The sequence below is a fragment of the Shinella sp. JR1-6 genome (assembly GCF_004284735.1).
Taxonomy (GTDB): domain Bacteria; phylum Pseudomonadota; class Alphaproteobacteria; order Rhizobiales; family Rhizobiaceae; genus Shinella.
In genome coordinates this window covers 440,388-462,974 of record NZ_SHMI01000002.1, presented here as the reverse complement: position 1 = coordinate 462,974, position 22,587 = coordinate 440,388, and the positions used below count along the sequence as shown (strand labels likewise).

The 22,587-nt window shown below is 65.6% G+C and carries 18 protein-coding genes; 2 read left to right on the top strand and 16 right to left on the bottom strand.

Annotated elements, in window-relative coordinates; all coding sequences use genetic code 11:
* Positions 1 to 32: 32 nt before the first annotated feature.
* The 12 genes from EXZ48_RS04770 to EXZ48_RS35745 all read right to left on the bottom strand — a co-directional run bounded on the left by EXZ48_RS04770 (position 33) and on the right by EXZ48_RS35745 (position 13,984).
* Positions 33 to 1,232 carry a mandelate racemase/muconate lactonizing enzyme family protein gene (locus tag EXZ48_RS04770; protein ID WP_130514499.1) on the bottom strand — a complete coding sequence of 400 codons (1,200 nt, stop codon included), beginning with the start codon at positions 1,230 to 1,232 and terminating at the stop codon, positions 33 to 35.
* Between the two features lie 2 nt (positions 1,233 to 1,234).
* Positions 1,235 to 1,966 carry a FadR/GntR family transcriptional regulator gene (locus tag EXZ48_RS04765; RefSeq protein ID WP_050744897.1) on the bottom strand — a complete coding sequence of 244 codons (732 nt, stop codon included), beginning with the start codon at positions 1,964 to 1,966 and terminating at the stop codon, positions 1,235 to 1,237.
* Positions 1,967 to 2,361: 395 nt separating this feature from the next.
* A complete protein-coding gene (gene nagA / locus EXZ48_RS04760) occupies positions 2,362 to 3,507 on the bottom strand; it encodes an N-acetylglucosamine-6-phosphate deacetylase (RefSeq protein ID WP_130514498.1) in 1,146 nt (381 codons plus the stop codon).
* On the bottom strand, positions 3,504 to 4,796 hold the full coding sequence (locus tag EXZ48_RS04755; RefSeq protein WP_023513665.1) for a class II D-tagatose-bisphosphate aldolase non-catalytic subunit: 1,293 nt from the start codon (positions 4,794 to 4,796) through the stop codon (positions 3,504 to 3,506). The genes nagA and EXZ48_RS04755 overlap by 4 nt, the downstream gene beginning before the upstream one ends.
* Positions 4,793 to 6,856, bottom strand: coding sequence for an ROK family protein (locus tag EXZ48_RS34755; protein ID WP_165909277.1), 2,064 nt, complete (start codon positions 6,854 to 6,856; stop codon positions 4,793 to 4,795). The genes EXZ48_RS04755 and EXZ48_RS34755 overlap by 4 nt, the downstream gene beginning before the upstream one ends.
* On the bottom strand, positions 6,853 to 7,728 hold the full coding sequence (locus tag EXZ48_RS04745; RefSeq protein ID WP_050744894.1) for a DeoR/GlpR family DNA-binding transcription regulator: 876 nt from the start codon (positions 7,726 to 7,728) through the stop codon (positions 6,853 to 6,855). Before EXZ48_RS04745 ends, EXZ48_RS34755 begins: the two co-directional genes overlap by 4 nt.
* Positions 7,725 to 8,861 (bottom strand): ABC transporter ATP-binding protein, encoded by a 1,137-nt coding sequence (locus tag EXZ48_RS04740; protein WP_130514497.1) that lies wholly within the window; start codon positions 8,859 to 8,861, stop codon positions 7,725 to 7,727. Before EXZ48_RS04740 ends, EXZ48_RS04745 begins: the two co-directional genes overlap by 4 nt.
* Positions 8,861 to 10,897 carry a DUF5107 domain-containing protein gene (locus EXZ48_RS04735; protein WP_130514496.1) on the bottom strand — a complete coding sequence of 679 codons (2,037 nt, stop codon included), beginning with the start codon at positions 10,895 to 10,897 and terminating at the stop codon, positions 8,861 to 8,863. The genes EXZ48_RS04740 and EXZ48_RS04735 overlap by 1 nt, the downstream gene beginning before the upstream one ends.
* Complete coding sequence (locus EXZ48_RS04730; protein ID WP_130514495.1) at positions 10,894 to 11,739, bottom strand: carbohydrate ABC transporter permease; 846 nt, start codon at positions 11,737 to 11,739, stop codon at positions 10,894 to 10,896. The genes EXZ48_RS04735 and EXZ48_RS04730 overlap by 4 nt, the downstream gene beginning before the upstream one ends.
* A gap of 1 nt (position 11,740) precedes the next feature.
* The gene (locus tag EXZ48_RS04725; protein ID WP_081870758.1) at positions 11,741 to 12,625 is read right to left on the bottom strand and encodes a carbohydrate ABC transporter permease; all 885 of its coding nucleotides are present in this window, start codon (positions 12,623 to 12,625) and stop codon (positions 11,741 to 11,743) included.
* Between the two features lie 94 nt (positions 12,626 to 12,719).
* Positions 12,720 to 13,130 (bottom strand): extracellular solute-binding protein, encoded by a 411-nt coding sequence (locus EXZ48_RS35750; RefSeq protein ID WP_165909276.1) that lies wholly within the window; start codon positions 13,128 to 13,130, stop codon positions 12,720 to 12,722.
* A complete protein-coding gene (locus EXZ48_RS35745; RefSeq protein WP_130514493.1) occupies positions 13,082 to 13,984 on the bottom strand; it encodes an ABC transporter substrate-binding protein in 903 nt (300 codons plus the stop codon). The genes EXZ48_RS35750 and EXZ48_RS35745 overlap by 49 nt, the downstream gene beginning before the upstream one ends.
* Before the next feature lie 241 nt (positions 13,985 to 14,225).
* On the opposite strand from EXZ48_RS35745, the gene EXZ48_RS04710 reads away from it, so the two are divergent.
* On the top strand, positions 14,226 to 16,226 hold the full coding sequence (locus EXZ48_RS04710; protein WP_130514492.1) for a CocE/NonD family hydrolase: 2,001 nt from the start codon (positions 14,226 to 14,228) through the stop codon (positions 16,224 to 16,226).
* Positions 16,227 to 16,282: 56 nt separating this feature from the next.
* Here the strand turns inward: EXZ48_RS04710 and EXZ48_RS04705 are convergent, their stop codons facing one another.
* The 3 genes from EXZ48_RS04705 to EXZ48_RS04695 are packed head-to-tail and all read right to left on the bottom strand — an operon-like array spanning position 16,283 to position 21,670.
* Entirely contained in the window at positions 16,283 to 19,477 is a 3,195-nt protein-coding gene (locus tag EXZ48_RS04705) for an error-prone DNA polymerase (protein WP_130514491.1), read from the bottom strand.
* Positions 19,474 to 20,997, bottom strand: a complete 1,524-nt coding sequence (locus EXZ48_RS04700) for a DUF6504 family protein (RefSeq protein WP_130514490.1) — start codon at positions 20,995 to 20,997, stop codon at positions 19,474 to 19,476. The genes EXZ48_RS04705 and EXZ48_RS04700 overlap by 4 nt, the downstream gene beginning before the upstream one ends.
* Positions 20,909 to 21,670 carry an ImuA family protein gene (locus tag EXZ48_RS04695; RefSeq protein WP_130514489.1) on the bottom strand — a complete coding sequence of 254 codons (762 nt, stop codon included), beginning with the start codon at positions 21,668 to 21,670 and terminating at the stop codon, positions 20,909 to 20,911. Before EXZ48_RS04695 ends, EXZ48_RS04700 begins: the two co-directional genes overlap by 89 nt.
* A 174-nt stretch (positions 21,671 to 21,844) precedes the next feature.
* Between EXZ48_RS04695 and EXZ48_RS04690 the strand changes: the two genes are divergently transcribed.
* Entirely contained in the window at positions 21,845 to 22,150 is a 306-nt protein-coding gene (locus EXZ48_RS04690; protein ID WP_023514350.1) for a hypothetical protein, read from the top strand.
* Between the two features lie 100 nt (positions 22,151 to 22,250).
* On the opposite strand, the gene EXZ48_RS04685 is transcribed toward EXZ48_RS04690, so the two are convergent.
* On the bottom strand, positions 22,251 to 22,577 hold the full coding sequence (locus tag EXZ48_RS04685; RefSeq protein WP_023514351.1) for a hypothetical protein: 327 nt from the start codon (positions 22,575 to 22,577) through the stop codon (positions 22,251 to 22,253).
* Positions 22,578 to 22,587 lie beyond the last annotated feature (10 nt).

Sequence of the window (22,587 nt, the reverse complement as noted above, 5' to 3'; positions counted from 1 at the left end):
CCATACGAGTCAAGCGACCAGCGCCGTGCCGGTCACTCCAGCGCCGAAGTCCGGCGCGAGACGTCGAATTTGCGGTCGAGATCCGGCGCAAGATCAATGCCATGGCCCGGTCCGGGCGGCACGGTGATCATGCCGTTCGTCACGGTTGGCAGTTGCGTCGTCAGGTCGGCGTACCAGGTCTTGTAGTAGGCGCGCACGCTTTCCTGCACGAGCGCGTTCGGCGCGTTCAGCGACAGGTGCGTCGAGGCGGCGAGCACCACGGGGCCGGTGCAGTCATGCGGGGCCACCGGCAGGTGCCATGCTTCCGCCATGGTGGCGATCTTCTTGGCCTCGGAAAGGCCTCCGCACCAGGAAAGATCGAGCATGACGACGCCGGCAGCATCGGTCTCCATCAGATCACGAAAGGCCCAGCGGGTGGCAAGCGTCTCCGAGGCGCAGAGCGGCGCGCGGCTTGCCGCCGCATAACGCTTGAGGCTGGAGAGCGAATCCATCTTGATCGGATCTTCGTGCCAGAAGGTGGCATAGGGCTCCAGCGCCCGGGCGATCTGGATGGCCGGGGTGAGTTGCCACATGGAATGGAACTCGACCATGATGTCCATGCGGTCGCCGACACGCTTGCGAATCTTCTCGAAGGGTTCGAGCGCCTTGCGCAGATCCAGCCCGGAAATGTACTGGCCGCCGCTCTTTTCCGCCGCGATGTCGAACGGCCAGATCTTCATGGCCGTGATGCCCTCCGACAGGAGGTCTTCGGCAAGCTCGTCCGCCCGCTCCAGAAAGCCGTTAAGGTCGTCATAGTCGCGCCGCGGGCCACCGATGCCGTAATTGCCGGTCTGCTGGCCCTTGGCCTCGCGCATGTAGGTGTTACCGGCGCAGGTGTTGTAGGTGCGGATCTCGCGCCGCGAGAAGCCGCCGAGCAACTGGGCGACCGGCAGGTTCGTCGCCTTGCCGAAGAGGTCCCAGAGACCGATATCCACCGCCGAATTGCCGCGCATTTCCGCCCCCGTCGAACGGAAGCCGAGATAACCCGTCAGATCCTTGGAAATACGGTCGATCTCAAGGGGATCGCGGCCGAGCAGTTTCGGCGCCACGACCTCGTGGATATAGGCCTCCACGGTCGCAGCCATGAAGAAGGTCTCGCCAAGCCCAACAAGGCCTTCGTCGGTGTGGATGCGCACCCAGAGGATGTTGGCAAAGTCGCGGGCGCGGACGGTTTCAAACGCGGTGATCTTCATACTCAGTACACTCCCGCTGCCAGCAGCGCCTTCACCGTCAGGTCGAAATGCTCGACCATCGCCTGCTCGCCCGTCGTCGGGTCGCCATTGGCGATGGCCTGGGCGATGGTCATGTGACCGTCGATGCTTTCCTGCCGCGTCTCGTTGCTGGCGCGGCTTGCCCAGCCGATCGGCCAGGTCTGGCGCGTCACCACATGGAACGAGCCGACGATCAGCGAGAACATCGGATTGCGCGACGCCGCGCCGATCGCCTCGTGAAAGGCGATGTCGTGCTCCATGACCTTTTGCGGTTCTTCGAAATCCCGCTGCATCGCCTCGGCCAGCGCAACGATTGCAGCCGCCTCGCGGTCGGTGCGGCGCATGGCAGCAAGCACGACCGTCCGGCGCTCGACCGTGCGGCGGACATCGAAAATCTGCTGGATCGTCACCTGGTCGGTGTGCACGGCATGATCGGTGACCAGCGCCAGCACGTCTGCCCTGGGCGCCGCCACCCGAGGGCGCCGGCCGTTACCGATATCGATCAGCGTCAGTGCGGACAACGACCGATAGGCCTCGCGCACGATACCACGGGAAACGCCGAGTTTTTCCGCGAAGGCCCCCTCGCTCGGCAGCCAATCGCCGACCTGCAGGCCATTTTCGCGAATATGGATCCGGACGGCATCCATGACGCCGCCGAGCAGCCCCTCGCCGCCCTTCTGACCACTGACCGCATCCGGTTCCGACTTCGATTCCATCGCGTCGCCTTTACCTATCATATAGGTTCATATAAACCTCGAAATAGATTTACCGCCAGCTATTGTCAACGTAAATTTCATGGATAGGGAGAGCGGCGCTTGGAGACAGGAATCCGATGCACTACGGCCAGCATCGCCGCCAACGACGTCATCTGGTCCGGCGGGAAACAGGCACTCTGCTGGGCGCACATCGGCGGCTAATACGCCCACCGTCACAGGCCGGCCAGCGCGGGGCATACAGACCCGCCAACGACCGGATCATCGAGTGATGAAGCGGCCAGACCCAAGCCTGATGTTTTTTACGATCCACAGCGCAGCGTCCTTTCGGTGCGCGAGCACCGGAAGCGCGGAAATTCGCCATTTGCAGACCGGCATCGGCTGAGTATCAATTGGCCTTACAGGCCGCCGAGCAGGACGATATCGGCGGGCATGCCAGGCCTGAGGAAGCCGACGTTTGCCTCCAGCCTCATGAGGCGGCTCGGATTTGCCGTTGCCATCTTCAACGCGTCCTCGAGAGGAACACCCACGACATCGACCAGCCGCCGCAGCGAGGTCGCCATGTCGGTATGCACGCCGGCCAGCGAGCCGATACTGTTCACCAGCTTGCCGCCTTCAAGGCGGATGGTCTCGCCATAGAGGGTGAAATGATCCGGCCCGTTCCACGTCGACATGGCATCCGAGACGAGCACCATGCGCCCGACCATCGGACGGGAACGGATTGCCAGGCGCAGCACCGCATCGTCCACATGGTGCCCGTCGGCAATGAAGCCACAATAAAGATCGCTGTCGAGCGCGGCGCCCACGACACCCGGCTCGCGCGAGGTGATGGGCGTCATCGCATTGTAGAGATGGGTCACCGCTCGCGCGCCCTCCGCAATCGCGGCCCGCGTCGTCGCGGCATCGGCCGCGGTATGGCCGAGCGAGACGACGACGCCCATCGCGCGCAGCGACGCGATCGTTCCCGGCGGCACGCATTCCGGCGCGAGCGTCAGGAGGACGGGCACATTGGCGGCGCGCAGGCGCCGGACACAGGAAAGCGTATCGTCGTCAATCGGGCGGATGAAGCGTGGATTGTGCGCCCCCTTGCGTGCCACGCTGATATGCGGGCCTTCGAGATGAACGCCGACGATGCCATCCCGCCCGACCGCGGCGATCACGGCTGAGACGGCCTTTTCCATCACCTCGGGCGCATCCGTGATAAGCGTCGGCAGGATGGCCGTCGTGCCGCCCGGCCGATGCGCAGCGGCGATGGCGCGGAGACCATCGGCCGTCGGCGTGCCGTTGACCATGACACCGCCGCCGCCATTGACCTGCACGTCGAAGAATCCAGGCGATGCGAGGCCGTTCGTCCGCCAGACGGGCAGGTCGTCCCGCCCCGCCTCCACAACCGGGTGCAGGTCGTCGATGCGTCCCGCCACGATGCGCACGGCGCGACCCGTATCGAGCGTCTCGCCGTCGAAAAGCCTCTCCGGCACGAGCCACCACGCCTCGGTCGCGTCGATATCGAAGGGAGCCACGTCCTGCCCGGCGATGACCGTCATCCCGCGGACCTCGCAGACGCCGCATAGTAGGGCGCAAGCGCCGCCTGGATCTGCGCATAGACGAGAGCCAACCGCCAGTCGCGCACGCGCGATGCCAGGCGATCGGCACGCGCAAGAACGCCAGGCGCGAAATATTGCTCCAGCACCATGCGCGGCGGCCGGGTCTCGCCGAGGAGGGACATCAGGCGCTCCACCGCCTGCCGCGCCGCCGGCTGGGTCCAGTAGTAGCGGATTCGGTCGGCATAACTGAAGTGCCGCAGCAGGCGAAGCTGTGCCTCGCCACCGCTGTAATGTTTGCGCCAGTTCGCGGGATCGGCCAGCATCAGGTCCTCCATGACGGCAGGAACACGCGGACGCTCCGGCTCCGCACCGATCCAGTCCGACACACCTTCCAGCGCATAGACCGCCTGGCGATAGGCATGGGTCAGCGCCGGACCGACCTTCAGCACCGCGAAATGACGCCGCCCGAGCTCGGGATAGACGTCCGGCGCCTGGTAATCTGTGGAATGAGCCTCGAAACTCAGGCCGGGACGATCGCGCAGCACCGGCGACAGGCGATCGGGCGTTGCCGAATCGAAGGCATGGATGTGGTCCGGCGCAAACTCCAGGCCCGGCTGGACCACGAGGCCCACTGCCCGTTGCCAGGCACCATGAAGCCCCAGGGCCTCGAAATGATCGCGATGCGCCGCGATGGTGGCCTCTGCGCTTTCCGGCGTCGTCGGGGCGATTCCCTGTCCACCCTCCTCCGCCCGGGCACCGCCGGGCGGCGGCACTTCCGTGCCATACATGTAGCTCAGCGACGACGGGTCGTCAGTGGCGGCCTCGCAGACGCCGGCAAGTTCGGCCGCCCGCGCGGCGCTGACCGCATCGGCCACCTGGGCGGGCTCGCCCGCGCAGCCTTCCGAGCAGTCGAGATGGATCTTGGTAAAACCGGCACGTACATAGGCCGCCACGAGGTCCCGCGCATGCGCTATCGCCACATCGGCCGGCTGGCTGCGCCACACCTGCGGCCCGAGATGGTCGCCGCCGAAGAGCAGTGGCTGGCCCGATGCGCCGACGCGATCGCGAATCTCGTGCACGAAGCGGATGAAATCGGCCGGTTGCATACCGGTGTAGCCACCGAACTGGTTGACCTGATTGCTCGTCGCCTCGACGAGCAACGGCACCCCATGCTCTTCGGCGAGAAGAAGTGCGGCGGCGATGACATCCGGATGCGCCGAGCACACGGAGGGCATGGTCTCGCCCGAACCCGCGCGGTTGCGGGCGATCAGAGCACGCAGCTCCTTCATGGCCGGCCCTCCCGCAGCGATTGGCGGGCAAGGATGGCCGCGCCCCGGGTGCCGCTGGCATCACCATGCAGCGCAATCCGGAAGACAGGGCTGCGCACGCCCGTCAGCTTGTGCGCCTCGAAGGCCGCGGCAAGGTCGTCGGCAAGGCCAGCCATGCGCGACAGGCCGCCGCCGAGCACGACGCAGTCCGCGTCGATCGTCAGCTGGATCGTGTGAACGAGTTCGCAGAGCAGGTCGAGCCAGATGTCCAGTACGGACCGCATCGCCGCGTCGCCTCCGGCCGCAGCCTCGACGATCTCCTCCGCCCGCAGCTGCCGAGCGGCAACATGCTGCGCGAGGCGTGTCAGGCCGGGGCCGGACACGTAGGTCTCGTAGCATCCGGTGCGTCCGCAACCGCAGGCGACGAGCGGCAGGCCGTACGTCGCCACACGCTCGGCCGGCAGGCCGAAATGGCCGACCTCGCCGGGAAGCCCGTTGAGGCCCTTCACCAGCCGGCCATCGACGCAAACACCACCACCGACGCCCGTGCCGAGAATGAGGCCGAAGACGGTGCGATGGCCCTCGCCCGCTCCACCATTGGCTTCCGACAGGGCAAAACACTTGCAGTCGTTCTCCACCGGCACGCGGCGGCCGAGGCACGCCGAAACGTCGGCGCCAAGGCTGCGCCCGGTCGCCGGCAGATTGGAGGTCACCGAAAGCCCGGTCGCTGCATCGATCAGTCCCGGCAGGCCGATGCCGATGGCGGCAAGGTTGCCGGCTTTTGCCTCGAGCCAGCCGGCCTGCTCGGCAATCGCCGCCACGAGGTCGTCGTAGCTGTCCTTGCGGGTATCGATCCTGCGCTTTTCGATCGGCTGCAAGTCGTCCCCGAACAACGCCGCCTCGATCTTCGAACCACCGACATCGATGGCGCCATAGGCGGCCGGGGCGGGCTTCGGCAGGTCGTAGAGCGTCACGCCGGCAACGACACGGGTAAGGTTCCGGCCGGCAAAGGGGTCATCGACCGCAAAACCGAGCCGGTCCGACCAGATCACGGCCAGCATCTGCGCAACGATGACATGCAGCACAGAACCCCAGGCATCGTTACCGATGGCGGGCACGTCGATATCAGCGCCGCCCGTCGCCGGGCCGAGCCGGACGATGGCCTGGGGACCGAACTGCACGGCGATCTCCCGGGCAAGGTCGATGTCATAGGCCTGCGTGAACGGATCGGCCGATTGCAGGACGAAGACCAGCGTATTCTTGTTCACCACCGCCTTCGGGCCGTGGCGAAAGCCGAGCGTCGAATCCCAGGACGTGGCGATGCCGCCGGCCGTCAGCTCCAGCACTTTGAGTGCACATTCCCGCGCCGAGCCAATCAGCGGACCGGAACCGAGGAAGACGACGCGCTCGGGCGTGGCGAGCCTAGCAAGATCGGCAAAACCGCGGCCGATCAGTCCCTCCGCCGCATCGGCAAGGCGCGCCAGCAGCGCGGTCGGCTCGTCGGGCGGGGCGGGATCGAAGCAGGCGAGCGCCGAAAGCAGCATCGTCGTGTAGCTGGAGGTCATGGCGAAGCCGCGGTCGTTCGTTTCCGGCGGCAGCAGGATCGTCCGTTGTTCGCCCGGCCCCGGCCCCATCGGCCGCGCCAAAGCGCTCTCGGCGTTGCAGGTGATGTGCAGGCGGTCTGCCTCTGGCGCATGCGCATCCAGCAGCCGGAGGGTGCCAAGGGTTTCCGAACTGTTGCCGCTGCGGCCGAAGGAAACGACCAGCCTGCGTGCGCTGGGCCTCAGGAAGCTCAACGGGCTAGACACGAGGTCCGTCGTCGGCACGGCGCGGAAGCGCGCAGGGCCGGCGGCGCGGTTGAGATAGGATGCCAGCGTCTCGCCGATGAAGGCGGAGGTGCCGGCACCGCAGAACCACACCTCATCATGCGCGCGGCTTGCCAGCCATGGGCGGATTTCGGCGGCAATGCCGGCAAGTTCGAGGGCGAAAGCCCGCCAGACCGCGGGCTGCTGGCAGATTTCCCGTGTGGTGTCCCAGCGGTCGAGGCCGGGGATGGCGGTGGAAGCGCTTTGCGACGTCATTTTGCAGTCTCTTCGATTGGTTCCACGCGGTGAACGGCAACGCCCCGCGCCTCGATCGCGGCGACCACGTCGTCGCCAAGACCGGTATCGGTGATGATCGTGTGGATGCGCTCGATCTCGCAGAAGCGGTGCAGGCCGGGCGCGCGGAACTTCGTCGAATCCGCCAGCACGACGACACGCCGCGAAACCTGGATCATCGCCGTGTTCTGGTGCGCTTCGTCCTCGTTGAAGGTGCTGAGGCCGGAGGCGGGATCGATGGCGTCGGCACCGAGATAAACGGCGTCGAAATGCATGTTGGCAAGCGTGTTCTCCACCATGCGGCCGGAGAGCGAGCGCGATTCATGGCGCAGCACGCCGCCCGGCAGCATGATGGAATGCTGCGTTGCCCCGCGCAGCGCATCGACGATGTTGAGGCCGGTGGTCATCACCGCCAGCGGATCGGCATCGCGAAGCGTTTCGGCGAAGAGCTGGGCGGTCGAACCGGAATCGATGATGATCGAGCGGTCCGTGCCGATCAGCGTGCGCGCGTGGCGCGCGATGGCACGCTTCAGTGCGAGGTTGACCACCGCCTTGTCGGTGATCTGCGGCTCGAGGAACGAGCTGCGCTCGGCTGCCGGCCCGTTCGCCAGCGCCATGGCAAGCGCGATGCGGAAATCCGGAATGCCCTTGTAACCGTAGCGACGGCAGAAGCGGATGACGGAGGGCTCGCTCACCTCCGCGGCGGCGGCAATCTCCTGCACCGGCTTGTGCATGAAGCCCTCCGGCGCGGCGAGCATGTACTGCGCCACACGCCGGAAGGTCTTGTTGAGTTCCGGCAAATCGGCGGAAACGGTCTCGATCAGGGTCTGGCCGGGTGGGGGAACAGAGGTCAAGGCACACTCCTTTCGACCAGACTGCCGGGCTGCGCACCGGCCTCTCGCATCCGGTAACGCAAGTTGCGGCCCATCGCATCAAAGAGTTGCAGGCGCTCCTGCGCCAGCGTGAAGGAGAGCCGGTCGCCAGCCCTGACACCCGCCTGGCCGGCAAGCTTTGCCGTCAGGGCCTGGCCGTCCGCCAGCCGGCCGTAGACGATGGTCTCGCCGCCGAGCTGTTCCACCACCTCCACCGTCGCGCTCAGTTCGCCGCCGTCGGACACGGTCATATCCTCCGGGCGGACACCGAGCTCCAGCCCCTCCAGCGATGAAGGTATGGCCGAGGGCGGCAGGTCGAGGGCAACACGCCCGGCGCCGGGAAGCGTACCTGTCACCGCCTGCCCCTCATTTGCAGCCGAAGCGAAGCGGATGAAATTCATCGGCGGCTGCCCGAGGAAGCCGGCGACGAAACGGTTGATCGGGTTGTTGAAGAGTTCGAGCGGCGCGCCGACCTGTTCAATGATCCCCTGCCGCATCACCACCATGCGGTCGGCAAGCGTCATGGCCTCCACCTGGTCATGCGTCACGTAGATCATGGTGTTGCCGAGCTTGGCGTGGAGCTTGGCCAGCTCGACGCGCATCTCGCCCCTGAGCGAGGCATCGAGATTGGACAGCGGCTCATCGAACAGGAAGATGCGCGGATTGCGCGCCAGCGCCCGGCCGATCGCCACGCGCTGGCGCTGGCCGCCGGAAAGCGCCTTCGGCTTGCGGTCGAGCAGCGCCTCCAGCTTGAGGAGTTTTGCCACCTCGATCACGCGCGCCCGGATGTCCGGTTTCGGCGTGCCCGCGATCTTCAGGCCGAAACCGATGTTCTCGGCGACCGTCATGTGCGGATAGAGCGCGTAGGACTGGAAGACCATGGCGACGCCCCGTTTCACCGGATCGGCCGCGGTCATGTCCTCACCGTCGATGGCGAGGGTGCCGCCGCTGATCGGCTCCAGCCCGGCAATGCAGCGCAGCAGCGTGGACTTGCCGCAGCCCGACGGCCCGACCAGCACGACGAACTCGCCGCTCGAAATGGCAAGGTCGGCGCTGCGGATGATCTCCAGGCTGCCATAGGATTTGCGAAGCTCGCGGATCTCGACCGTCGTCATCAGTTCGTCCCGTCTTCGAGCACGACCCGCATGCGGAAATCGAGATGTTCCGGCAAAGGGTTGGCCCTGTTGTGCGTTTCCAGTTCGGCGGCAGTGGGCGCGCGGCCCAGCCGCTGTTCCAGCCGACCCGTCTGCAGGGCGTGCCAGAGGTCGGCCGAAAGATCCTCGCCTTCGCGGATGGTCGCGAACTCGACCGCCAGCAGCGCTTCCAGCGTATCGAGATCACCCTGCGTCGCCGCCACCGAGGCGCGGGCGAGCACGATGCGCTCCTGCGCTGCGACAGCCTCCGGAAGGTCGGCCAGGAAGATTTCAAGCGCGGCGGACCGGTCGGCACGCAGCAGGAATTGCACGATCTCGACAGCCAGCTCGGCCGGGGCATCCTCGGCCTTCCAGGCGGCAAGATAGAGCCGCTCGGCCTCCGCGCCGTTCTCCGTGATCAGAGCCTGCTGGCGCAGCCCCAGCCAGCTTGGGTGCACCGCCGTCGAGCGTGCGAACAGGTCGCGCGCCGTTGCCACGTTCTCGCGGTCGAGCGCGGCGATGCCGAGCAACAGCTCATGCAGCCATGTCTTCCCCTGTGCTTCGGCGCTGCGCTCCAGCGCCGCGACCCAGGCGTCCGAAACCGCAAGGTCGGCGGGAACACGGGTCAGGTTGGCTGCAGAGATCTTGCCGCTTTCTGCAAGGTCGTCCCAGAGGTCGGCGGGCCGGTCGACGGAGAAATCGAGGCCTGCGGCAAGCGGCTTGCCGGTGAGTTTTTCCTGCCGGCCGCCCCAGGGCGAGCCCGCGGCAAGGCGACGATCGACCGGCATCTGCGACAGGCGCGTCAGGAACCCGTCGACTTCCGTGAGGTCGGCCTGCGGGAAGCGCCGATCCACCGCCTCCGCCGTCGCGCGTTCAGCGATCGCATAGCTCTCGCAATGGGCTGCGGCCGGATCGACCGACAGGCCGCCATAGACCTCGGTCCAGCGCGTTTCGCTTTCCGCAGCCAGCACGAAGCGCTGGTTCTGCGTCGGCGTGATGCCGGCCTGAATCTCGATGTAGTCGCCCTCGTCCTTGCGCGCGAGATAGTCCATCCAGTGCTGCCCGCCGGCCGCCGTGCCGAAATAGAAGAACTTCCGGCCCTTCAGGCCCGATGTCGCCGTCTGCGCAAGGCCGGTGCCCGTCCTGTCGAGGGCGGCAATGAACAGGCGCTTTGCATCAGGCTTGCGGAAGAAGACCGATGTCGCCCCCTTCCAGAGGCCCGGATAGGAGCCATCGAAGCGCGCCGGATCGGGAAAAGCGAAGCGCGCAAGCTCGTTGCCCGGCAGGACATGTTCGATCGCATAATCCGCAGGGCTGATGACGCGCATGCCGGCACTCGCCGGTACGGCGACATTGGTCCACCAATAGGCGTGTTTTTCCACCGGCGCGGCATTGACGATGCGCCCGTGCACATAGAGCCGGTCCTCGCCCGCCGGCAGGAAGAGATCGATCTGCCAGGTGGCCTCGACGATACGGTCGAACTCGTAGATGCGCAGCACCGGGCCGCGCTCCGTTTCGACGACGCCGGCAAAGACCGGGGCCGCGGTGAAGGGCGTATGGCCGGGGATAAGCCCGTTCCATTCGATACCGCCGGAAAACCAGGCGTTCAGCGCAGCCAGATTGGCCGGCTGGAAGACGGGATTGCGGAAGACGAGATCGCGGCCGAGCGCGTAGTCGTAGAGCTGCATGATGCGCCCGCCATATTGCGGAGCGACAGCGATGCGCAGCCGGCCGTTGTCGAGCACGATCAGCGGCATGTCTGCGGGCTGCTGTGCGCGGTCGTAGTCGTCATAGACGCGGTAGGGCAGGATGGAATCCTTGCCCCAGTCGAAGGCGTTGGCGCTTTCTTCCGCGGTAAGGCCGCGCGACGGTGGTGTCGCCTTGTCCGGGATCGGCTGCTGCCAGCGCAGGCGCGGCAGTCGGCTCGGGTCGCCAAGATGGGACATCGGCAGGGTCACGACCGTTTGCTCGATTGTCGTGACGCCCTCGGCGCGGGGTTTCTGCAGGGTCCGGTTCACTTGACGCCTCCCATGGTGATACCGCTGATCATCCGCTCGGAGAGGATGATGAAGAGAATGATCGTCGGCACCATCACGATGGTGACGCCGGCGAAGAGGCCGGCCCAGTCGCCGCCCGAATATTGCATGGACGTGATCAGCGAATAGATGCCGAGCGAGAGCGTCCGGTTCTCCGGGCTGTTGAGGAGCACGAGCGAGAGCTGGTACTCGTTCCACAAGCCGACGAAGTTGAGGATCGCGACCGTGGCGATGCCGGGGCCGGCGAGCGGCAGCATGACGTGCCGGAACACCTGGAAATCCGAACAGCCGTCGATGATCGCCGCTGATTCCAGTTCGGATGGCAGCGAGGCGAAGAAGCCTTCCAGCACATAGATGCTGAACGGAATGGAAAGCGCCACATAGACGAGGGAGAGCCCCGTCAGGCTGTCGCCGAGCCTCAGCGTCGTCATGATGACGAAGAGCGGCACGAAGAGCAGCGGGATCGGCACACCCATGCCGAAGGCAAAGAAGTTCGACAGCGCCGCCCGCCCGGCAAAGCGCCCGCGGCTCAGCACATAGGCGGCCGGCACCGAGACGAGGAGAAGGGCGATGACCGAGACGGAGGTGACGATCAGGCTGTTGAGAAAATAGTCGCCGAAGCGGCTGTTCACCCAGGTCTTGGCGTAGTTGCCCCAGGCGGGATCAAGCGGGATCGACCAAGGTTTTCCGAAAAGGTCACGGTTGCGCTTCAGTGAGGCGAGAATGATCCAGAGCACGAAAAAGACAGAAAGGGCCGACCAGCCACCGATCACGAGATATGAAAACCCGCGTTTTGCGCCGCGCAGCGTCAGAAGCTTGCTCATCTCAATACTCCACACGTTCGCGCTTGAAGACGACGCGCAGCAGCACGATCGTGACGAGGGTCAGGAAGAAGAGCGCGACGCCGATGGCGGTCGAATAGCCGAGCGCATAGACCGGTTCACGCTGGCCGAAACCCATGATGTAGAGGTAGATCGCGGGCGTATAGAGGTTCTGGTCGATGTTCGGGCCACCGAAAGCGTAGGGGAACTCGACGATCTTGATGGCATGGATCGACCACAGCACCAGCGTGATCAGGATGACGTCCCAGATCATCGGCAGGGTGATGAGGCGGAAGATCTGAAAGGTGCTCGCACCCTCGAGCCGTGCGGCCTCATACATGTCGATCGGCACCTTGTCCGCACCGGCGAGGATGAGGATCGTGTAGAAGCCCGCCGAGATCCAAACGAGACCGACCATCATGGCGAAGAAGACGTTCTCCGGCGCCGTCCAGGAGATGGAGGCAAGTCCCGTGAGGCCGAGCGCCTTCAGGAGGCTGGTCAACAGGCCGTAGCGCGGCATGAAGACGAAGGACCAGAAGGTCGTGATCGCGACGACCGCGATGATGTTCGGCAGGAAGATCAGCGCGCGAAACAGTTTCTTGCCCCACAGCCCCGAATTCAGGAGCATGGTGAAGACAAAGGCGAGCCCGAAGGTGGCGATGCCACCCACGACCATGATCAGCGACATGTTGCGCAGCGCCTGCCAGAAGATCGGATCGGCGAGGAGACGCGTATAGTTGCCGAGCCCGACCCAGACCGGCGTGTCGCCGAAGCCTGATGTCTTGAACAGGCTGAGATAGAAGGCCTGCAGCGCCGGAAAGATCAGCAGGCCGAGATAGAGGATGAGGGCGGGCGCCAAAAACGCCACCACCATGCGTCGCCTCATCATCGCGTCGTCTCCATTGGGCAAGATGTTTGATCGTCACAAGGCCGGCCGGGGCGGCGCAGGCGCATCGCCCCGGCTTGCTGCAAGGGCCTTATTGCTAGCTTGCCCAATGAGCCTTGGTCCGCTCGACGAGGACCTTGACGAAATCCTCCGGCGTGGACTGGCCGAGGAACATCTTACTGAATTCAGGCGTCAGCACCGTCGCGTTGAATTCCGGATAGGAGACGCCGAGACCGCCGCCAAAGCCGGAAAGTGCCGTCGCGTTCTTCGCCGAGGCATAGGCATCCGCCAGCACCGGTGGCCATTCGACGCCATCACGCACCACGCCAACGCCGCCATCGGCAACGAGGATCGACTGCGCCTCCTCACTGAGGAGATAATTGACGAAACCGGCAGCCTCCTTGGCGTTCGGCGAATTCTTCAGAACCATCACTGACACGAGGCCGACCTCGATATCCGTCACCTTGCCGGCACCGCCCGCAACGGCCGGGAAATTGAAGGCACCCAAGGGAAATCGGCACCGGCCGTCTCCGTCAGCTCCGTCGGAAGCCAGGAGCCGACGAGTTCGCCCATCGTGTCACCGAGTGCGATCGTCTGCTGGCCGGCCGGATACTGGAAACCGCGCGCATCTTCCGCGATGCAGCCGGCATCCCAGAACTTGCGGGCCGTCTTTGCAGCCTCGAGCACGGCCGGATCGGACCAGCCCGAGCCGTCCTTGACCTCGAAGGCCTTGATCATGGCATCCGAGCCCTTGGCGCGCGACAGGAGATGCGAGAAGTACAGCACCTGATAGAAGCCGACATTGCCCTCGGTCACCAGCGCATGCTTGCCGCTTTCCTTCAGCTTGCCGCACAGGGTGAAGAGCTCGTCGAGGGTCTGCGGAACGCTACCGCCGGCCTCGGTCATCATCTCCTTGTTGTACCAGATGTTGACGGTGTTGTAGATGTAGGGAACCTGAACGATCTTGCCGCCGGTGGCGTAGAGATCGAGCACGCCGGGCAGGAGGGCTGCTTTCGTATCGCCAAGGTCCGCCGCGATCTCGTAGCCAAGCCCTTCCTTCTGCAAACCGCCAGCCAGCTGGTCGCCATCCTGGTCGGCAAAGTCGACCTGCGTGCCGGCCTGAAGTGCCGCGCGCAGCTTGGTCTGGTTCTGGCGACCGTTCCAGACAACCTTGAAGGTCGTGTCCGGGTTCGCCTTGGTATAGTTGTCCATGACCTTGCGCAGAGCGGCGGCCTGCGGCTCGGGCTCGTTCCACATCGACCAGAAGACCAGTTCGGCTGCATTGGCGGCGCCGATGCCCGCCATCATGCCGAGCGACAGCGCGGCAGCGGCGGCAGAGCGCCATAAGATCGTGTTCACCATTCACTCCTCCCAAATCGAAAGCGCGCCGGTTTGTCCTGCTATGCGCGGCTTCGTGGGCGCAGTTAGAGGGAGAATCTGAAATTTTGCAACATAAAAATCTCGCAAACTTTCAGTTTTGTAGTTTTACTACATTTGACGATTTGGCGGGGGCAAAGGTCGCATCCGGCTCGACGCCCCGCGTGAAAATCGGGCATGCTCGAGGCAATGCTTCTTGCCGCGCCCTCCTCAGAACGGACCGTCCATGACCGATCGCCCCTTCACCGTCATCGAAAACCAGTGGATCACGCTTACCGACGGCACCCGGCTGGCTGCACGCATCTGGATGCCGGACGGCGCGGAGGCGGATCCCGTACCCGCCGTCTTCGAATTCCTGCCCTACCGCAAGCGCGACGGCACGAGCCCGCGCGATGAATCGACCTATCCCGTCTTCGCCGCCGCCGGCATTGCCGGCGTGCGCGTCGATATCCGCGGCTCCGGCGAATCCGACGGCGTCATCGACGGCGAATATACCCCGCTGGAGCTCGCCAATGCCTGCGAACTGATCGCGTGGATTGCGGCGCAGCCCTGGTCGAACGGATCGGTCGGCATGATGGGCATCTCCTGGGGCGGCTTCAACTGCCTTCAGGTCGCCGCCCTGAAGCCGCCGGCGCTGAAGGCCGTCATCTCCATCGCCTCCACCGTAGATCGCTACAACGACGACATCCACTACAAGAACGGCACGCATCTTTCGGCCCAGCTTTCCTGGGCCGCCACCATGCTCGCCTATCAGTCCCGCTCGCCCGACCCTGCCATCGTCGGCGAACGCTGGAAGGCGATGTGGCTGGAGCGGCTGGAGAACGAACCCTTCTTCCTGGAGGAATGGCTGCAGCACCAGCGCCGCGACGCCTTCTGGAAGCACGGCTCCATTTGCGAGGATTTCGCCGGCTTCCCGGTGCCAGCCCTCGTCATCGCCGGCTGGGCGGACGGCTATCGCAGCACGCCGCTGAAGGCCGCCGAGGGTCTCGGCGACAAGGCCAAGGCGCTGATCGGCCCTTGGGTGCATAAATATCCGCACTTCGCCTGGCCGAAGCCGCGCATGGATTTCCATGCGGAAGCCATCGCCTGGTGGAACCGCTGGCTGCGCGGCGAAGAGAACGGGGCGGAGGAAACACCGCAGGTGCGCGCCTATATCCAGGACGCCGCCCGCCCGGCGCTCCGCCGCGAGGCCGACCCCGGCTTCTGGATCGCCAAGGATCGCTGGGAGGCGCCCGACATGGCGACCTTCTACGTCGAGCAATACGGCGCCCTCACCCCCGGCATGCCGATCGCCGGCGCCAGCGGCCACGACCGCGCGCTGAAATCCCCGCTCGACACCGGCATCATGGCCGGCGAATGGTTTACGCTGAAGCCGGATGCGGAGATGGCGCTCGACCAGCGCCTCGATGACGCCGGCTCGCTGGTGATCGAAACCGCGCCGCTCACGGTAGCCGAAGACTTCCTCGGCCAGCCCGTTCTGGAACTCGACATCGCAACGGACGCCGATATCGCCAATCTCTGCGCCCGCCTCGTCGATCTGCATCCGGACGGAACGGCGACGCGCGTCACCTTCGGCGTGCTCAACCTCGCCCACCGCGACGGCAACGCCGAACCGAAGGCGATGCCGAGGGGCAAAAAAGTCCATGTCCGTCTCATGCTCGACGCCATGGGCTACCGTTTCCGCGCCGGACATCGCATCCGCCTGTCGCTCTCGACCTCCTACTGGCCGATGGTGCTGCCGCCGCCGACGAATGCCGGCGTGACGATCGATCTCGCCTCGCTCGGCCTCGCCCTGCCGAAGCTCGGCGCCCACCGGGTCATCGCACTCCCCGAACCGGCCAATTCCGACCCGCTGCCGAAATATACCGAACTTGCCCCCGCCGAGACCGCCCGCGGGGTCGAGCGCGACCTGACGAACGGCCTCACCGAATATACGATCTACGAGGACACCGGCCTCTACGAGCACCCCGGCACGGGCCTTGCCACCCGCCAGCTGCGCGACGAACTCTGGTCGATCGCCGAAAACGATCCGCTTTCGATGACCGGCACCGCGGTCTGGACCTGCGACATGCAACGCCCCGGCTGGTTCGTGCGCACCCTCTCGACCGCGACCATCGCCTGCACGGCGACGGACTGGCTGATCTCGGCCAGCGTGCGCGCCTATGAGGGGGAGGTGCAGATCTTCGAGAAGACGTTCGAACGGGCGATCCCGCGCGACTTCATGTAGAGGAGCGACCACTTCCATCAAAAAATCCCTGTTTATCATCGGCTTGTGCGAGTTTCCTAATGAAAGTCGCGGGATTTGACGCGGATGGTCTGCACTGCCTCGCGGGTTTCCGGCTGGGCCGCATCGCCACGCCGGCCGATGGTGGCGAAGTCGGCCGAAAGATCGGTGAGGTGCTGCGCGACGATGTGCACCACCTCCCCCTCCCGCTGGATATATCCTTTGACGGCGATCATCGGCGCACTCATCACGATGGGACGATAGGCGAGGAAAACCTTGCGCCAGACAACCAGATTGGCAATGCCCGTCTCGTCCTCCATCGTCACGAAGATGACGCCCTTGGCCGAGCCCGGCTGCTGGCGGACGAGCACGATACCGGCCGTCTCGACTTTCTGGCGGTCGCGAAGCCGCGTCGCATCGGCGCAGGAAAGCAGGCGGCGGCGCGCAAGGCTCTCCCGCAGGAAGCTGACCGGATGGGCCCGGAGCGTCAGGCCGACGCGGCCATAGTCTTCCACCACCTCGCCGCCCGCCACCATGGGCCGCAGCGTCACCACCGGCTCCGTCAATTCCGGCACGACCGCGGCCTCCCGCTCGGCCGCCGCGGAAAACAGCGGGAGCGGCTCGTCCCGCAAACCACGAAGAGCCCAGAGCGCCTCGCGGCGGGAGAGCGCGAGCGACGGCCGGAAGGTATCCGCCTCGGCGAGCCGCACCAGCGTGTCGGATGCCAGCTTGGTGCGGCGCCACAGATCATCGACAGAGGCAAACGGCTCCTCACCTCTTTCCGCAACAAATCTGGCCATCTCCTTGTTATCAAGGCCCTTCACAAGCCGTAATCCGAGTCGAACAGCAAGGCGCCCCGCCTCTGCCGGCTCCAGCGTGCAATCCCAGCGGCTGGCATTGACACAGACCGGCCGCACCTCCACCCCATGCTCGCGTGCATCGCGCACGATCTGCGCCGGGGCGTAAAATCCCATCGGCTGGGAATTGAGCAGGGCCGCGCAGAAGATCTCCGGGTGATGGCACTTCATCCAGGCAGAGGCATAGGCGATGATCGCGAAACTGTAGGCATGGCTCTCCGGGAAACCATAGGAGCCGAACCCTTCGAGCTGGCGGCACATTCGTTCGGCAAAGTCACGGGTGTATCCTTTGCCAACCATGCCATTGGTCAATTCGTCCCGGAACTTGTCCACGCCACCCGTTTGCTTGAAGGTCGCCATAGCGCGGCGGAGTTGATCGGCCCGGCCTGGCTCGAAGCCGGCGCATTCGATCGCCACCTGCATCGCCTGCTCCTGAAACAGCGGCACGCCGAGGGTTCTTTTGAGGACCTTCTCGAAAGCAGCCTTGGGATATTCCACCTTCTCCAAACCCTGCCGCCGCCGCAGATAGGGATGCACCATGTCCCCCTGGATCGGCCCCGGCCGCACGATCGCCACCTGGATGACGATGTCATAAAATTCCTTCGGCTTGAGGCGCGGCAGCATGGACATCTGCGCCCGGCTCTCGATCTGAAAAGTGCCGATCGTGTCGGCCTTTGAAATCATCTCGTAGGTCGCGGCATCGCCCGCGGGGATGGTGGCCAGCGTATAGCTCTCGCCCTTGTGCTCTTGCAGGAAGTCGAAGGCGCGGCGCATGCAGGTGAGCATGCCGAGCGCCAGCACGTCCACCTTCATGAAGTTGAGATACTCGATGTCGTCCTTGTCCCACTCGATCACCTGGCGCGCATCCATCGCCGCCGGCTCGATCGGCACGAGATCATCCAGCCGGTCGCGGGTCAGCACGAAACCGCCGGGATGCTGCGAGAGGTGGCGCGGCGCGTTGAGCAACTGGCGGGCGAGCTCGAACAGCAGCCGGATACGGCGGTCATCCACATTGAGCCCGACCGCATTGGCATGGCCTTGCGGCAAGTCGTGCGACCAGCCCCAGACTTGCGAAGAGAGTGCCTTCAACACGTCCTCCGGCATGCCGAGCGCGCGTCCGACATCCCGCATGGCCGCGCGCGAGCGATAACGGATGACGGTGGCGCAGAGTGCGGAGCGGTCCGTACCGTAGGTATCGTAGATCCACTGGATCACTTCCTCCCGGCGCTCGTGCTCGAAATCCACGTCGATATCGGGCGGCTCGCCGCGCTGTTCCGAGACGAAGCGCTCGAAGAGAAGGCTGCCATTCTCCATCGGGTCGATCGCCGTGATCCCAAGGACGAAACAGACGGCGCTGTTTGCAGCCGATCCCCGACCCTGGCAGAGGATCGGGACCGGCAGGTTGCGGGCATGGTGGACGATGGAATTCACGGTGAGGAAATAGGGCGCGTATTCCATCTTCTCGATGAGCCGCAATTCGTAGAGAAGCTTGTCGCGCACCGTCTCCGGCACGCCGCCGGGATAGCGCCTGGCCGCCCCCTCCCAGGTATATTTCTCAAGCGCTTCCTGCGGCGTCAGATGCGAATATTCCTTCTCGTCCGGATACTGGTACTTCAGCTCGGCCAGCGAGAACCGGCAGCGTTCGACAATCTCCAGCGTCCGCCGCAGCGCCTCCGGATAGCGCTTGAAAAGCCGGTGCATTTCCTCCGGCGGCTTCAGATAGCGATCGGCATGACGTTCACGCAGGAAGCCGGCATTGTCGATGGCGACGTTGTGGCGGATGCAGGTGACGATGTCCTGCAGCATGCGCCGGGCGGGTTCGTGGTAGAGCACATCATTGGTGACGACGGTGGGAACGCCATGGCGGGCGGCGAGGTTGGAGAGGTCGAACAATCGCAGCTGGTCGTTCGGCCGGCGGCGGAGCGTGAGGGCGAGATAGCAGCGGCCCCTGAAATGCTCGCGCAGGCGACGCAGATGAAAGGCGGCGGTCTCGTCCGCCTCGTCGGGCACCAGCACGGCAAGAAGGCCCTCGTTCCAGTCGACGACGTCGGACCAGTCGAGATGGCACTTGCCCTTGCCGGCCTTCTTCTTGCCGATGGTGAGCAGGCGGCAGAGACGGCCATAGGCGGCGCGGTCGGTCGGGTAGACAAGCAGCGACATGCCATCGACAAGGTCGAGCCGGCACCCGACCACCAGCCGCACCGGCGGAACATCCTCCGGAAGCTCGCACGACGCCTTGAAGGCCTGGACGACGCCGGCAAGGCTGTTGCGATCGACGACGGCCAGCGCCTCGATACCGAGGGCGCTCGCCTGCGCGAACAGGTCCGCACAGCTGCTCGCCCCGCGCAGGAACGAGAAATGGGATGTAACCTGAAGCTCGGCATATCGCGGTTTCATGCGAAAATCCCGTGCAGGAACCAGCGACCGGCCCCGCTTGCCGCCTGCTCTTCATTGCCGGAGCGGAAGAGCCAGAAGCGCGCTCCCTCGGCGTCTTCCACCTGGAAATAATCCCGCACGGCCGCCAGTTCCGCATCGCGCTTCCACCATTCGCCGAAGATGCGCTCCGGCCCATCGGCCCGCTTGACCAGCCGCCGCACGCCCCGCCAGGTGAAGGAGGCGGGCGGATGGTCGGGCAGGAGCGCCATGACCTCGACCGGCTCCGGCCGGGCCAGAAGGCGCGCAGGACGCGGCCAGCGGCTTGGCCAGGTCACCCCGGTTTCGGGCGAAAGCGGCGGAATGCGGCGGAAGGAACGTTCCGGCACGTCGCTTTCGACCGGGGCGATGCGGTAGAGGCGCGCGGCACCGATGCGGTTGACGATCACGTCAACAAGGCCGGCAAGGTCCGCTTCCTCCGCCTCGATCAGGGAGGAGACGGCCTGCTGCAGGACGAGCGGTTCGGCCAGCGTCGCGGTCAGGTCCATGATCTCGATGCCGAAGCCGGGATCGATCGTCTCGAGACGGTCCGTCAGGAGACGGATGAGTTGTCTTTCGTCGCGCACGGCCCGTGCCGTGCCGATACGGATCGCCTGGAGAGAATTGTCGACACGATGGAAGAGGAGATCGAGCCGGCGGGCACCGAGACCGCGTTTTTCCAGCGCCGCACAGAGATCGTGCACGAGGCTGGCCGTGTAGCGCGCGATGGTTTCGGGTGCGCCGATCGGCTCGCCGAAAACCTTCCGGACGGTGACGAGCTCCGGGTCGCGCAGCGGATCGACGGGTTCCGAAATCCGGCCCTGGAGCTGGTCGAGCCGGCGGCCGAGAAGCGAGCCGAAGCGCAGGACGAGCGGCGCGCGCGGCACGGCCAGCACCTCACCGATCGTAGAGAAGCCGAGCACGTGGAGACCAGCCACCGTTTCCGGCGCTATCCGCAATCCCGTGACCGGCAGGGGCGACACGGCCTCACCTGCCCTGCCCGGCGGAATGATACAGACAGGATCGGCGAGGAAGCGGGCGGCGGCATGGGCCGCGCCCCAGCTGTCGGCGATGGCGGCGCGGGCAAAGATGCCGGAGGCGGCAAGACGATTGACGAGGCCGGTCAGCATGTGCGCTTCGCCGCCATGCAGGTGATCGGCACCGGTCGTATCGATAACGAGACCGTCGGGCGCGTCCGGGGCGACGATGGGTGCATAGTGCTGCATCGCCCAGAGCGCGAGGCGGCCCAAGGCGGCGGCATCGGCCACGGGGTCGGCCGGCATGGTGAGAACCCCGGGCAGCAGCGCATGGGCCTTGGTGAGCGGCATGCCGACGCGCAGGCCCGCCTGCTCGGCCGGCCGGCTCACCGCCGTCAGGATGCGGCGCGCCCCGTCACGGCCGACAAGCACGAGCCGGCTATCCGGCGGCGGCGCCGAAGTGCCGAGCGCCCGCCGCAGGCGATCGATCGGCCAGCCGGGAAGAAAAAGCGATACGACCCTCGGCATCGGTGGCCTCCACATCAAAGTCCGCCGCCTCGCCGGCCCGGCAACGGGCCAGTTTCAGCAGCCATTGCGCCCGGCCGATGCCGGGCACGGGAAGGGAAACGGAGGGCCGCATATAGACCCGCCAGCGCGTCACCGCGGCGGAGGGCTGCGCAAGGACCTCCGTCTCCTTGCGGTGGCGGAAGCGGCGCAGGGCAAGACCGAGCGTGCCGCCGGCCTCCGCGGCAAGCTGCAGGCGGCGCGAGGCGGTCATCGACAGGCGCGCCACCTCGGCAACGACGGCCCCGAGCCCGCCATGGCGCAGCCCCTCTTCGAAACAGAGGAGCAGGCTCTTCTCGTCACCCGCCTCCACATAGAGGACACGGCCCGGCGCAAGCCCCGCCTGCGCCAGCGCCGGCGCGAAAAGATCGGGCCGCGTCAGGCACCAGAGCACCTGCCCCTTGGTGCGCGCGGCGATGCCGGCGGCAAAGAGCATGGCGGCGCTGGCCTCGACGGCATCGTCACCGCCACCGCAGATCTCGTGCAGGCTGGCCAGCGCCAGCCCGCCGCCCGGCAGCCGCTCGTCGATTTCGGGCACACCGAAGGGCAGCACCGCCCGGTCGCGCTGGGCGCGGCCGTCGAACTGCCGGATGCGGTCGCGCAGGTCCGCGACAACGGCATGGGCGGAGGCGGACATCGGCTTGGCGGCTCCCGGTTGAAAGGCTATATGTTCTCTTTTTGTTCTCAAATTCTGTAAGAGTCAATCGCCTGATCGCGCCGGAAAGATCACAGTTTGAATCATCGGTGGGAACCAAGTGGCGCGGCAAAAGTTCTTCCTTTCGCCATTCCATCAAATCCAGGAGACATGTCCATGGCTGACGAAAAGAGCACCGGAAAGCGTACGCTCGGCGTCGTTGAGGGGCGCGACAGCATTTCGGAAGACGCCCGCGCGGCAGCGGCGGAAGCGACGGTGAACGAGCAGATCGAGGCCCTGAAGGCGGAAATCAGCCGGCTGAAGGAATCCGCAGGGCTGATCGCCGAAGGAACCGGCCAGCTGGCGGTCGCAAAGGCGGAATCGCTGCGTGACGAGGTGCGCCAGACCATTCAGGCCAACCCGCTCGCCGCGCTGGCCGGCGCCGCCTTCATCGGTTATCTCTTCGGTCTTCGCCACCGGTGACATGCGTGCCCGGGGATACGAGGAAAACCAGGGAAACCCGCGTCTTGCCCCCGTTTCCTCACAGCATGAAAAAGCCCGGCCAAGCCGGGCTTTTGTCGGCTCAGAACCAGCGCTGCCGGCGCGGCGGTTCGCTTTCAAGCGAGCCGAGCAGATAGCCGAGGACGACACCGGCAAGGCCTGCGGTCAAGACGACCGTGGAGAGTGCCGCGGGATGCTCGCGCGCCGCCTGCGCAACGGCAGCACCTTCGTTGCGCACATATTTCGTTGCCGAACGAACGGCCGGGCGAGCAGCCTCCACGGCATTCCCGGCGCGGTCGCGGATGGTCTCATAGGCTTCGCTGCCACGCTCGCCAAGGTCCTTCTGGAGCTGGGCGATCTCTGCGCGCAGGGCGGAAATCTGGGATTGGACGTCGTTGGTGCTTGCCATTGCGGTCTCC

Excerpts from the sequence above, each read along its gene's own strand:
- EXZ48_RS04770 (WP_130514499.1), bottom strand. The coding sequence starts at position 1,232 with ATGAAGATCACCGCGTTTGAAACCGTCCGCGCCCGCGACTTTGCCAAC.
- EXZ48_RS04765 (WP_050744897.1), bottom strand. The coding sequence starts at position 1,966 with ATGGAATCGAAGTCGGAACCGGATGCGGTCAGTGGTCAGAAGGGCGGC.
- nagA (WP_130514498.1), bottom strand. The coding sequence starts at position 3,507 with ATGACGGTCATCGCCGGGCAGGACGTGGCTCCCTTCGATATCGACGCG.
- EXZ48_RS04755 (WP_023513665.1), bottom strand. The coding sequence starts at position 4,796 with ATGAAGGAGCTGCGTGCTCTGATCGCCCGCAACCGCGCGGGTTCGGGC.
- EXZ48_RS34755 (WP_165909277.1), bottom strand. The coding sequence starts at position 6,856 with ATGACGTCGCAAAGCGCTTCCACCGCCATCCCCGGCCTCGACCGCTGG.
- EXZ48_RS04740 (WP_130514497.1), bottom strand. The coding sequence starts at position 8,861 with ATGACGACGGTCGAGATCCGCGAGCTTCGCAAATCCTATGGCAGCCTG.
- EXZ48_RS04730 (WP_130514495.1), bottom strand. The coding sequence starts at position 11,739 with ATGAGCAAGCTTCTGACGCTGCGCGGCGCAAAACGCGGGTTTTCATAT.
- EXZ48_RS04725 (WP_081870758.1), bottom strand. The coding sequence starts at position 12,625 with ATGATGAGGCGACGCATGGTGGTGGCGTTTTTGGCGCCCGCCCTCATC.
- EXZ48_RS35745 (WP_130514493.1), bottom strand. The coding sequence starts at position 13,984 with ATGGTGAACACGATCTTATGGCGCTCTGCCGCCGCTGCCGCGCTGTCG.
- EXZ48_RS04710 (WP_130514492.1), top strand. The coding sequence starts at position 14,226 with ATGACCGATCGCCCCTTCACCGTCATCGAAAACCAGTGGATCACGCTT.
- EXZ48_RS04705 (WP_130514491.1), bottom strand. The coding sequence starts at position 19,477 with ATGAAACCGCGATATGCCGAGCTTCAGGTTACATCCCATTTCTCGTTC.
- EXZ48_RS04700 (WP_130514490.1), bottom strand. The coding sequence starts at position 20,997 with ATGCCGAGGGTCGTATCGCTTTTTCTTCCCGGCTGGCCGATCGATCGC.
- EXZ48_RS04695 (WP_130514489.1), bottom strand. The coding sequence starts at position 21,670 with ATGTCCGCCTCCGCCCATGCCGTTGTCGCGGACCTGCGCGACCGCATC.
- EXZ48_RS04690 (WP_023514350.1), top strand. The coding sequence starts at position 21,845 with ATGGCTGACGAAAAGAGCACCGGAAAGCGTACGCTCGGCGTCGTTGAG.
- EXZ48_RS04685 (WP_023514351.1), bottom strand. The coding sequence starts at position 22,577 with ATGGCAAGCACCAACGACGTCCAATCCCAGATTTCCGCCCTGCGCGCA.